General features: G+C 57.7%; 11 protein-coding genes. 5 read left to right on the top strand and 6 right to left on the bottom strand.

The window, feature by feature from the left end:
* Position 1 precedes the first annotated feature (1 nt).
* The 4 genes from FHW16_RS23580 to FHW16_RS23595 all read left to right on the top strand — a co-directional run bounded on the left by FHW16_RS23580 (position 2) and on the right by FHW16_RS23595 (position 5,300).
* Positions 2-835, top strand: coding sequence for an amidohydrolase family protein (locus FHW16_RS23580; RefSeq protein ID WP_182551741.1), 834 nt, complete (start codon positions 2-4; stop codon positions 833-835).
* A 138-nt stretch (positions 836-973) separates the two neighbouring features.
* Positions 974-2,818: a monovalent cation:proton antiporter-2 (CPA2) family protein gene (locus FHW16_RS23585; RefSeq protein ID WP_182551742.1), complete on the top strand. Its 1,845-nt coding sequence runs from the start codon at positions 974-976 to the stop codon at positions 2,816-2,818.
* Between the two features lie 22 nt (positions 2,819-2,840).
* Positions 2,841-3,392 carry a DUF924 family protein gene (locus tag FHW16_RS23590; RefSeq protein WP_182551743.1) on the top strand — a complete coding sequence of 184 codons (552 nt, stop codon included), beginning with the start codon at positions 2,841-2,843 and terminating at the stop codon, positions 3,390-3,392.
* A gap of 342 nt (positions 3,393-3,734) precedes the next feature.
* Positions 3,735-5,300, top strand: coding sequence for a TerC family protein (locus tag FHW16_RS23595; RefSeq protein WP_182551744.1), 1,566 nt, complete (start codon positions 3,735-3,737; stop codon positions 5,298-5,300).
* Positions 5,301-5,472: 172 nt separating this feature from the next.
* Here FHW16_RS23595 and zigA read toward each other — a convergent pair whose 3' ends face one another.
* The 5 genes from zigA to aztA all read right to left on the bottom strand — a co-directional run bounded on the left by zigA (position 5,473) and on the right by aztA (position 10,725).
* Positions 5,473-6,678, bottom strand: coding sequence for a zinc metallochaperone GTPase ZigA (gene zigA, locus FHW16_RS23600; protein ID WP_182551832.1), 1,206 nt, complete (start codon positions 6,676-6,678; stop codon positions 5,473-5,475).
* Positions 6,679-6,744: 66 nt separating this feature from the next.
* The gene (aztD, locus tag FHW16_RS23605) at positions 6,745-7,950 is read right to left on the bottom strand and encodes a zinc metallochaperone AztD (RefSeq protein WP_246711925.1); all 1,206 of its coding nucleotides are present in this window, start codon (positions 7,948-7,950) and stop codon (positions 6,745-6,747) included.
* Positions 7,951-8,058: 108 nt separating this feature from the next.
* On the bottom strand, positions 8,059-8,994 hold the full coding sequence (gene aztC / locus FHW16_RS23610) for a zinc ABC transporter substrate-binding protein AztC (protein WP_182551745.1): 936 nt from the start codon (positions 8,992-8,994) through the stop codon (positions 8,059-8,061).
* A gap of 22 nt (positions 8,995-9,016) precedes the next feature.
* A complete protein-coding gene (aztB, locus tag FHW16_RS23615) occupies positions 9,017-9,883 on the bottom strand; it encodes a zinc ABC transporter permease AztB (RefSeq protein WP_182551834.1) in 867 nt (288 codons plus the stop codon).
* A gap of 5 nt (positions 9,884-9,888) precedes the next feature.
* Positions 9,889-10,725 carry a zinc ABC transporter ATP-binding protein AztA gene (aztA, locus tag FHW16_RS23620; protein WP_182551746.1) on the bottom strand — a complete coding sequence of 279 codons (837 nt, stop codon included), beginning with the start codon at positions 10,723-10,725 and terminating at the stop codon, positions 9,889-9,891.
* 257 nt (positions 10,726-10,982) lie between these two features.
* Between aztA and FHW16_RS23625 the strand changes: the two genes are divergently transcribed.
* Positions 10,983-11,387 (top strand): Fur family transcriptional regulator, encoded by a 405-nt coding sequence (locus FHW16_RS23625; protein WP_182551747.1) that lies wholly within the window; start codon positions 10,983-10,985, stop codon positions 11,385-11,387.
* 19 nt (positions 11,388-11,406) lie between these two features.
* On the opposite strand, the gene FHW16_RS23630 is transcribed toward FHW16_RS23625, so the two are convergent.
* Positions 11,407-12,081 carry a TetR/AcrR family transcriptional regulator gene (locus tag FHW16_RS23630; protein ID WP_182551748.1) on the bottom strand — a complete coding sequence of 225 codons (675 nt, stop codon included), beginning with the start codon at positions 12,079-12,081 and terminating at the stop codon, positions 11,407-11,409.
* Positions 12,082-12,179 lie beyond the last annotated feature (98 nt).

The following is a 12,179-nucleotide window of genomic DNA, read 5'->3' on the forward strand; positions in this document are numbered from 1 at the left end:
CATGTTGATTGATACGCATCTCCACCTTATCGACCAGTCAGCCCTGCACTATCCATGGCTATCCGGTGTCGAGGCACTCAACCGTGACTTTCTCTACGAGGATTATGCCCTTCAGGCCCGCCGCGCCGGAATAGTCCAGGCCCTGCACATGGAGGTGGACGTTGCTCCAGCCGAAATCCAGACGGAAATCGATTATGTTGCCGGGCTGTCGAAGCGCGAAAACAGCCTGATCGCCGGGGCAATTGCCGCATGCCGCCCAGAGGACGACGGCTTCGCGTCTTATCTTGAGCAGCAGAAAGCCAATTCATTTATCAAAGGTTTCCGCCGTATTCTGCATACCATGCCGGATGAACTCTCCGAGGGCGCCCTCTTCCGCGAGAATATCGGACGCATTGGCGGCTCCGGCCTGACCTTCGATCTCTGTGTCTTGCCGCGCCAGATGGACAAGGCAATCGCTCTGGTTGATCTCGCGCCTGACGTGACGTTCATCCTCGATCACTGCGGCGTGCCCGATATCAAAGGCAATGATTTCGAGACATGGCACGGCAGGATCACGGAGATCGCCAAGCGGTCGAATGTCATCGCGAAAATCTCCGGCGTGGTCGCCTATGCCGACGGGCAATGGAGCGCCGCGACGCTGAAACCCTATGTGCATCATGTCATAGACAGCTTCGGCTGGGACCGGATTGTCTGGGGCAGCGACTGGCCTGTCTGCACGCTGGGCGGCGGCCTTGCAACATGGGTCGCGGCAACCCATGCACTGCTGTCCGGATGCAGCGAGAGCGAAAAGACCAAGCTGTTTTCCGGCAATGCAAAGCGAGTGTGGAAGCTGTAGCTATCGGTTGTTTATCACCCCCTCTGCCCGACAGGGCAGAGGGGGTGAATACTCCTCCCCGCCGTCAAAGCCCTTGCCTGCCAGCCCCATGCGCTTTACCTCTGCTACCAGGCATCACAAACAATAGCGGGAGATACAATGGCAGCGGAGCTTCACGGACCGGACCTTCTGAGTGCTGTCGTGCTTTTGGGTGCAGGCGTTATCGCTGTACCGGTCTTCAAGCGGCTCGGACTTGGCTCTGTCCTCGGCTACCTCGCTGCCGGACTGGTGATCGGACCCTTCGGTCTGAAATTCTTCTCCGACCCGCAGACGATCCTGCATGTCGCCGAACTCGGCGTCGTCATGTTCCTGTTCATCATCGGCCTTGAAATGCAGCCGTCGCGGCTCTGGGGCCTGCGCAAGGAGATTTTCGGCCTTGGCGCCCTGCAGGTGGGTGTTTGCGCCCTGCTGCTCACCGGTGTCGGCATCGCTACCGGTTTTCCCGTTGCCATATCCTTTGTTGCCGGAGCCGGGTTCGTCCTGACCTCCACCGCCATCGTCATGCAGCTGCTGGAAGAGCGCGGCGAGATGTCAAGCACCAAGGGCCAGCGCATGGTCTCAATCCTGCTGCTTGAAGACCTCGCCATCGTTCCCCTCCTCGCCCTTGTCGCCTTTCTTGCACCGATAGCCGCCACTGACGCTCCGCCGACAGGGCTGCGCTGGATGGATATCGGCATCGGCGTTGGCGCTGTGGTCGGCCTAATCGTGGCAGGCCGTTACCTGCTCAACCCCCTCTTCGGCTTTCTCGCCCAATCCCGGGCGCGCGAAGTCATGACCGCAGCAGCCCTGCTGGTCGTGCTCGGCGCAGCGCTGGTCATGCAGGTCAGCGGCCTCTCCATGGCGATGGGCGCTTTCCTTGCCGGCGTACTCCTGTCCGAATCCACCTTTCGGCACCAGCTTGAAGCCGATGTGGAACCCTTCCGCGGCATATTGCTGGGCCTGTTCTTTCTTGCGGTCGGCATGTCGCTTGATCTCAGCGTCGTCGCCGCAAACTGGCAGACTGTTCTTTTTTATGTCGTCGCCTTCATGGTGGTGAAGGCCATTGCGATCTACATCGTCGCCCGCCTGATGAAATCCAGCCATTCGGAAGCGCTGGAGCGTGCCGTTGTCATGGCCCAGGGCGGCGAATTCGCCTTCGTGCTTTACTCCACCGCCACATCCGTCGGCATTCTCGATGGCCGCGCCAACGCCATGCTGACGGCCATCATCATCATTTCCATGGTGCTGACCCCGATTGCCATCATCGGCCTGCGGTATATCCTGCCACGCGAAAAGCAATCTCTGGATGGTGTTGACGTGGCCGAGGGCCTGACCGGCAGTGTGCTCATCATCGGCTTTGGCCGGTTTGGCCAGATCGCCAGCCAGCCCCTGCTGATACGCGGTGTCGACGTCTCGATTATCGACAATGACATCGAGATGATCCAGGCGGCCGCGGAATTCGGTTTCAAGGTCTATTACGGCGATGGCACACGTCTCGACATTCTGCATGCCGCCGGTGCGGGGCGTGCGCAGGCGGTCCTGATCTGCGTCGACAAGGCCGACACCAGTCTTGCCATCGCCCAGCATATCAAAGCGGAATATCCCCTCGTGCAGATCTATGCGCGCTCATTCGATCGTGGCAATACGCTGGCACTCATCAAGGCCGGTGTCGATTATCAGATCCGGGAGACATTCGAGTCCGCCCTGTCGTTCGGCGAAAACACGCTTGTCGGGCTTGGCGTTACGCCGGAGGAAGCCGCAGAAATCATCGAGGATGTGCGGCGGCGTGATGCGGACCGCCTCGACCTGCAGCTTGCGGGTGGAATACGCGCTGGCAATGATCTGATGAAAGGCAATGCGCCGGTTCCCGGACCGCTGGTCAAACCACGCCAATCGGGACGAGCCCTGAGCGAGGAAACCGCGCGCGTACTGCCCGCCGCCCAAACGGCTGATACCGCAAACTGACTGTCAATAAGGAGGAAACACAATGGCTGAAACGGATCAGGCGATCATCGACGGCATCGTGAGCTTCTGGCGCAAGGCCGGACCCGATGCCTGGTTCAAAAAGGATGAGGCGTTTGATGAAACATTCCGCCAGACCTTTCTCGACAGGCATTTTGCTGCCGCCCGCCGCGAGTATGACAGCTGGACCGAAACCGCCGAAGGGGCGCTGGCCCTGATGATCCTGCTCGACCAGTTTCCGCGCAATTGCTTTCGCGGCACCGGCCACATGTATGCAACGGATTCACTTGCCCGCCACTATGCAGGGGAAGTACTCGAGAAGGGGCATGACATTTCCCTCGAGCCGTCGGTGCGCGGCTTTCTCTATCTCCCGTTCATGCATTCGGAGAACATCGACGAACAACTGCGCTGCGTGAAACTCTATACGGCATCAGCACCGAGCCAACTGGAATGGGCGGAAGACCACTACAACATTATTCGCCAATTTGGCCGGTTTCCCCACCGCAATGCCATTCTCGGGCGCAAATCCACGCCGGAAGAACAGGCATTCCTCGATGCTGGCGGCTTCGCCGGATAGGCAGATTTCCTGTCTGCCCGCTGAATTTTCGCCATATCCTCTTGAACGGGGCCTTGCAGACTGCCATTATAAGCGCATCTGGCAGCCGTAAATTTCACCAATGACGCCAGTCAAACAGGGACTGACCGCGCATCAATGCCGGACGAACAATCTGAAGAGCCTCCAAGTCCGGACTTGCGAAGCAAGCTGACTCTGCACACGCAGCGTCAGCAACAACTCCCGTTCATCTCCCCAAAATCTGATTTGGCCTGCATCGCAGGCGGATTTGCGCTGTCTTCTTCAGCCGCATCCGCACGTGATGTTGCGCCCTAACTATATTTCTTAGAAGGAACCGACTTCCCAATGGAATGGATTGCCGACCCCAATGCCTGGATTGGTCTCGCCACGCTGATCGTGCTCGAGATCGTACTCGGGATCGACAACCTTGTCTTCATCGCCATCCTCGCCGACAAGCTGCCGCCGAGCCAGCGCAACCGCGCCCGTCTGGTCGGCCTTTCGCTGGCGCTGATCATGCGCCTGCTGCTGCTCGCTTCCATTTCCTGGGTGGTAACGTTGACGACGCCGCTCTTCAGCGTCGCAGGTTTCGGCTTCTCCGGACGTGACCTTATTCTGATTGTTGGCGGTCTGTTCCTGCTGTTCAAAGGCACGATGGAGCTGCACGAACGCCTTGAAGGGCATATGTCGGCCAAGGAATCCAATACCGCCCATGCGGTGTTCTGGCAGGTCATTGCCCAGATCGTCGTTCTCGATGCCGTCTTCTCGCTCGACAGCGTGATCACCGCCGTTGGCATGGTCAAGTATCTGGAAGTCATGATGATCGCCGTCGTGATCGCCGTGGGCGTCATGATGCTTGCTTCCAAACCGCTGATGAACTTTGTCAGCCGCCATCCGACCGTGGTGATCCTGTGTCTCGGCTTCCTCATGATGATCGGCTTCAGTCTGATCGTCGAAGGTTTTGGCTTCCATATTCCGAAGGGCTACCTCTACGCCGCCATCGGCTTCTCGGTTCTGATCGAGGCTGCCAACCAGCTGGGACGGCGCAACCGCGACAAGCGCATCACATCGATGGATCTGCGCGACCGGACAGCCGGTGCGGTCTTGCGCCTCCTCGGCGGCGGCCGTTCCGGCGATGCGAGCCATCATTCGGACGCGCTGGATGTGATCGCCGAGCAGACCGCCGCGGGTGAGGTCTTCCATCCGGAAGAAAAGGAGATGATCCGCGGTGTGCTCGATCTGGTCGAGCGGCCCGTGCGTTCGATCATGTCACCGCGCAACGAGGTCGAATGGCTCGACCTTGACGAGACAAACGAAGAGTTGCTGGCGGAAATCCGGACGCTCACCCACAGCCGGGTGGTGCTGGCTCACGGGCGTGTCGACGAGTTTGTCGGCGTCGCCCTGACCAAGGATCTGCTGTTCGCCATTCTCGATGGCGGCAAGATCGACTGGGAAAAAGTAACCCGCCAGCCATTGATCCTGCACGAGAATGCCAATGTATTGCGCGTGATGGAGCAATTGCGCGGAACGACGGTGCAGATGGCGATCGTTCTCGATGAACATGGCTCGTTTGAAGGTGTTGTCACGCCGACGGATATTCTCGAAGCAATCGCCGGCGACTTCCCCGACGAAGGCGACGAAAGCCCGATCCTCGAACGGTCAGACGATGGCAGCATGGTCGTGGACGCTTATATAGACATCCGCCGTCTCGGTGGTCTGATCGAACGTGATCTGGTCGACGATGGCGACCGCTACACGACGCTTGCCGGTTATATCCTGTGGAATCTCGGCCACATTCCCGCCCAGGGCGAGAAGCTGAAAGTGGATGATTACGAGTACGAGATCGTTGAAATGGATGGCCGCAACATAGGCAAGGTGCGGATATCACCGACCGAGACCGCCGCCTATATCTAGGGTCAGGACCCATTAATCCGTGTCAAAAAATATTCCCGCCCCGGCTGACCCCGGAGCGGGAATGGAACATCGTTCGAAAACACAACCCGATGGATTTGGCCTATCGTCCCAACGGTGGAATCGTCGCATTATCGTTCAATATCCAGCGATAAACCCATTAATCCGGCCGAAATCAGGCGGCCTGCCGCACCCAGCTCGGGAACGGGTCAAACAGATCTTCCCACTTGCCCGGTGTGAATTCATCGGCATCCACCAGACAGGCATCGAGTTGCGCCCGCAGATGCACCTCATTCATCGGGTCCATACCGATGAAGACAATCTCCTGCCGCCGGTCACCCCAGATCTTGTGCAGATAAGGCTTCATGGATTTCAGCCACTCCGGGTGCTCCGGCCAGCGGTTGCGCGGGATCGATGACCACCAGAGGCCGCGTTTTTCCGCCCGCACCAGCGCACCGGCCTGGCTGAGTTCACCGACATAGTCCGGCCGCGTCGCCAGCCAGAAAAAACCTTTGGAGCGGACAACCCCCGGCCAGTTCTTGTCGAGAAATGCCTGGAACTTCTGAGGGTCAAAGGGGCGCCGTTCCCGGTAAACGAAAGAACGAACACCATATTCCTCGGTCTCCGGCACATGATCGGCAAAGCCGTTCAGCTCCTTGAACCAGAGCGGGTGTTCCTGTGCCTTGTCGAAATCGAACAGGCCGGTATTGAGCACCTCGTTAAGCGGCACATCGGCAAAGTCCGTCTCGATCAGCTTTGCATCGGGATTGAGTGCCCGGATGATCTTGCGCGCCAGATCGCGGTCATACAGGGACGAATCGGAAATCTTGTTGAGGATGATGACATCGGCAAACTCGATCTGGTCGACAAGCAGATCCACCAGCGTCCGGTTGTCGGCATCACCCAGCGATTCACCCCGGTCCCTCAGAAAATCCGCCGAGGCATAATCCTTCAGGAGATTGGCCGCATCGACAACGGTCACCATCGTATCGAGCTTGGCCACATCGGACAGACTGCGACCATTTTCATCGCGGAAATCAAAGGTCGAGGCCACGGGCAAAGGTTCGGAAATACCGGTCGATTCAATCAGCAGATAATCAAAGCGCCCCTGCTTTGCCAAGGCTTCGACCTCTTGCAGAAGGTCGTCGCGCAATGTGCAGCAGATGCAGCCATTGGTCATTTCAACCAGCTGTTCGTCCGTGCGCGAAAGGTTGGCGCCGCCGTCGCGTACAAGCGCGGCGTCGATATTCACCTCGCTCATATCGTTGACGATGACGGCGACACGCCGCCCTTCACGGTTGTTGAGAATGTGATTGAGCAGGGTGGTCTTGCCGGCTCCGAGAAATCCGGAGAGAACCGTAACAGGAAGGCGGTTGAGTATGGCTGTGTTTTGCATGGCTATTGCCCTCAAAAAATGACCTGTCCCTGAAGGACAGGCCAGATAAAATCAGTCGTGAACTTCGCCAGAGCCGCCAACGGCCACGACATTGAAAGGTTTGCCTTCGAGCGCGATTTCGCGGTCCTTCTCGAATGCGGCCGCCTTGATCACGTGCAGGCGGCTCTTCAGCGGATCGCTGACAATGATTTCATCACCGGCAACGGCAATGCGCGGCCGCGGCAGGCTCCAGTGACCGTCCATGCTGTAGGGCTCTGTCAGCGGGATCGACTTTTCGATTTTGGCGGTAATGACGTTCAGCTGATGCAGCTGGCCATCCTCGGTGAAGATGTAGGCGAACCGCGGGCGCGACGAATCCACGGCAAAATGCACGCGGCGCGCGGGCAGTTCGATCCGGCGGAACGGTTCAGCATTACCCGGCTCCACCAGTACGACCGCCTGCTGACCGTAATTGCCCAGGAAATATTGCAGGCCTTTGCCACCCAGAAGCGTGGTGATCTTTCCATCCGGCAGCGATGCCGAATAGGCGAGATGCTTGATCTCGGGCGCATCAGAACCGGATGTCACCAGAAGCAGCCCGGTCTTGCAGGCAATGGCCAGAATATTGCCGGATGATGCTTCCCCGTGCAGGTCAGGGCATGCATGCAGCGAGCCGATCGGATAGCCGTCGCCGCCGAGAACCTTGATCCCGATGGGGAGTTCGTCCACCGGCTTTTCCGGATGCGGCTCCGTTACCAGAACCGTGTCGCCAAAGGCGATGGCCACGCCGTGATGCGGTGAAGCCAGCTTGATACTGCGAATGTCGTTCTTGCCCGTGAGAATATCTTTCTCCCTGACAACCTTGACCACGCCGTCGCCATCAAAGAACTGGGCGATACTGCCGTTGTGATCGACGAAATGCGAAGGCCGCTGGCCTTCCAGTTTCAGATCGAGCAGCTTCGGCGCCTCCACCTTGAGATCACCATGGGCACCATGGTCCTCAACGGAAATCCCGGTCGACAGGATTGCCACCTCGCCGCCATCCCGCTGCACGGCGAAGATCGATTTTCCGCTATCGGAAAGCGACAGGCCCGCCGGCGCCTTCACCTTGAACGTGTCGGTGATTTTGCCCGTCTGCGGGTCAAGCACCCGGACGGTCGGCTCCACATGGTCCGAGACGAAAACGCGCCAGGCGGTCTGCTCGTTGGCCATTGCAGGCAAGGCGGCAAAGCCAAAGACCATGGCGAGGGGCAACACTTTTTTCAGATGTCGTGACATGCTTGTTCCTTCATGCGTCGTAGGAGTCCTGCGTATATAATGTAATAACATTACATCAATGCCAATGAAAAAAGCGGAGTCGTCCCCCGCTTTTTCCAATTCGGTCGATCAGCTGCCGATAATGGCTTTTTTGAACGCGCTGATATTATGGTGCATCATGTCGATATAGGTGCTGGCACCTTCGCTCGGCTCGGAAAGGGCATCGGAAAACAGCGTACCGCCAACCTTCAATTTGGTCTCGCTGGCAATCTGCTCAATCAGCCGTGGATTGGTGATGTTCTCAACGAAGATCGCGGATGCCTTGTCTTCCTTGACCTGTTTGATCAGCGCGACGACATCGGCAGCGGATGGTTCCGCATCAGTCGACAGGCCTTCAGGGGCAAGGAACTTCAGCCCATAGGCATGTTCGAAATAGCCGAACGCATCATGTGAAGTGATGATCAGGCGCTTGGATTCCGGGATCGCAGCAATACCGGCCTTCACATCGATCTCGGTCTGATCAAGCTTCTTCGTATAGTCCGCGCCATTCTTCTTGAACGTATCGCAATTCGCCTTGTCGGCACTGCAGAAGGCGTCAACGATATTCTTGACGTAAATCTTGGCGTTGGCGATCGACTGGAACGCGTGCGGATCAAAGGCACCATGATCATGGTGCTCGGCGCCGGCCTCGGCATGACCTTCTTCCTCTTCCTGTGCCTTCAGGGGCTCGACACCCTTGGTCAGCTCGACAATGGTCGCCTTTGTACCGCTGGCTTCAACCAGACGCGGCAGGAAGCCTTCAAATCCGAGACCGTTGACCAGAACGACATCAGCTTTTGCCAGCGCGGCCGCATCCGATGGCTTGGGCTCATAGACATGGCTGTCGCCGTTCGGGCCAACCAGATTGACGAGCGAAATCTTGTCGCCGCCGACATTTTTGGCAAAATCCTCGATGATCGAGAAACTTGAAACCACCTTCAACTCAGCAGCAAAAGCGGCGGATGAACCCGCGCCAAGTAACAGTATAACATTCAAGGCCGTAGCAAGTTTGAGAGCTTTGCGCATTGGTAGTCTCCTTTGTCTAGGTTTAGGCAGTTCTGTGGCGGTGGGAACGCATGCGGCTACTGAGAACGCCGCGTGAGCCGACGAGAATGGAGGCGATGTAGATCGCCCCGGCGGAAAGAATAATCGCCGGGCCTGACGGCAGGGCGAAATGATAGGAAATCAGCAGACCCGAGACGCAGGACGCCATGCCAATCAGTATGGCCACGCCACACATGGGGCCAACACGGGTTGTCCAGAAGCGCGCACCGGCTGCAGGGAGCATCATCAGGCCGACAGACAGAAGTGTCCCGAGTGCCTGGAAGCCACCGACAAGGTTGAGAACCACGAGTGCCAGAAAAATGAAATGCACCGGCGTGCCGATCCGGCTGACCGAACGCAGGAACAGCGGATCAAGGCACTCGGCCACCAGACCGCGCCAGAATATGCCAAGCGTCACGACACTGACGGCGCTGATCAATCCGATCAGACTCAATGCATCATTGTTCAATGCCAGCACCGTTCCGAACAGCACATGCATCAGATCGACATTCGACCCGCGCAGGGAAACGATCATCACACCGAGCGCAAGAGATATCAGATAGAAGGCAGCCATGGAGGCGTCTTCCTTCTGGATCGTAAAGCGTGAAACGGCTCCGGCACCAAGCGCCACGATCACACCGGCAATCAGCCCACCAACGGTCATCGGTACGATCTGCAATCCATAGAGCAGGAAACCCGCAGCGGCGCCGGGCAGGATGGCGTGAGACATGGCATCCCCCGTCAGGCTCATCCGCCGCAGCATCAGAAACACGCCCACCGGGCACGAACTCAGCGACAGGGCAAGCGAGCCCAGCAGCGCACGCTGCATAAAGCTGTAGTCGACGAACGGAGCAATGAGGAAATCATACATCCGGGTCACGCCCCGCTCGAACGGCTGTGGTCATGATCATCATTATGCGCATGGTGTTTATGATCATGCGCATGATCGTGACTATGGCCACCGGTCGGAGACGACTGTGCGTCATCCTCGCACCAGGGGGCACTCTCGGTCCACGCCTCGTGAAACTGCCGGGCATGCAGCAGGTTTTCTGCGCGAAGAGTCTCTTTGGAAGCGCCCCAGGCAATCGGCTTGCGGGCCAGCAGCAAAGTCTCGGGAAAATGCTCCCGCACCAGATCGAGATCGTGAACCACAACCATGATCGTGCGCTTTTCGCCATGCCAGCGCTTGATCAGCGCTATGAGATCGCCGACCGTCTTGGCATCGATCGCATTGAACGGCTCGTCCAGCAGAATGAGGTCAGCGTCCTGTACCAGCACACGGGCAAACAGGGCACGCTGCAACTGCCCGCCCGAAAGACTGTCGATGGGGCGCTTTTCAAAGCCGCCCAGCCCGACGCCCATCAGCGCGCGGGAAACCTGTTCGCGGTCCTCGGCGGTGAAACGGCCAAGCAGGCCGCGCTTGGGCCAGAGCCCCAGCGAAACAAGATCGATGACACGGGCCGGAAAGGACCGGTCCAGTTCCGATTGCTGCGGAAGGTAGGCGACACGGACGCCTTTTTCGACCACGACCGACCCGGACATCGGCTTGAGAACACCGACAATGCCCTTCATGAGGGTCGACTTGCCCGAACCATTCGCACCGACGACGGCCGTGAGCGAACCGCGCTCGACCACACCGCTTAAGTGATGAACGGCGGGGTGACTGCGATACCCAAGGGTAAGGTCACGAAATGTCAGGCATTGGTCAGTCATTGTCTATCCGCATGCTCCGGATGGGAGAAACTCGGTCGCCTACGCCCATCCAGCATTTTCTTGACGTCTCGATATGTGATGTTATTACATTAGTCAACAATGGCGAATTTGAGAACAGGCGAAATTAATTTATCCACTGGCAGCCAATGCCGTCATTGCCTATCTTTAAAGAGAGCAGATTTTAGCGAAAAGACACTTGTTTGCGGCCGTTTCACGCGATAGCTGCTTGGAAGTGTACTTTCAGGAGACCGAAGGCAATGACAACCGCCCATGAGCTGACAAAAAACCAGACGCTGGTTTTCAATACATTGTCTCGCGCCGACGGGCCCCTCAGTGCCTATACGATTCTCGACCAGTTGCGCGGTGATGGTTTTCGGGCGCCGCTGCAGGTCTATCGTGCACTGGAAAAGCTGCTTGACTATGGCATGGTGCACCGCCTCGAGAGCATCAATGCCTTCGTCGCCTGCGCCCATCCCCATAATCACAGCCATAGTCACGGCATGACTGCTTTCGCCATTTGCGAGAAATGCGGGCAGGTTTCAGAATTTTCCGACGACGTCATAACCCAGCGGGTCCGTCAGTGGACAACCGACAACGGTTTCAAGCAAACCAAGACGACGATTGAAATCCGCGGCGTTTGTGCCGCTTGCGGAACAGCCTGATTCTTATCGGACCACCCGATCAGGCTTTATAGGCCCTCAGGAACATATCAACGCCCGCGGTCACCGTCTTGCGGATTTGCTCCGGTTCCGGTTCCCGTTCCATCTGGCCGAACAGACGCCGGCGCAGCAGACCCGAATGAAAAAGGTCTGAAAGCTGATAGGCTGCCAGTTCCGTATCCTCGATGACAAGCATTCCCTCTGCGACGTGTTTGTCCAGCAGCGCACGCACGAGAGCGAGGCCTTTTTTCGGGCCCTTTTCGTAGAAGCTGCAACTCATCGAAGGCATACGCTCCGCCACGCCTATGATAACCCGCTGCGCCTGAATGCCGACATTCGATGTAATCAGCGTCGACAGCGAGATACCAAACTGGATCAGAGCTTCGCGCAGGTCGCCGTTGTTACTCTCCAGAGCCTGATAGATACCGTCAAAGAGCGCAATCTTGTATTGCTGGCACAGATCGATGAACAGCTCTTCCTTGTTGCTGAAGTAGACATAGATCGTGCCCTTAGACACGCCCGCTTCACGGGTAATGTCGTTCATGCTGGCCGCATCAAAGCCCATCTGCGAAAAGACGCGATTGGCCCCATCCAGAATCTGCTGGCGTTTGACCGGGTCCTGACCGGCGGCCAGCCGGCCGGGACGCTCTATGGGAGTCATGTCGGGGTCAACAACAGATGCCTTGGTAGACGACATATTAGTCAAGTTTCCTCGTTTTCGATTCTTTTTCGAACCAAGCGGTTCGATCCACTTGATATGCGCTCTCATTTGAGGTATGTCAACGATCGAACCGA

The organism is Phyllobacterium myrsinacearum, from assembly GCF_014138285.1.
Classification (GTDB): Bacteria; Pseudomonadota; Alphaproteobacteria; order Rhizobiales; family Rhizobiaceae; genus Phyllobacterium; species Phyllobacterium myrsinacearum_A.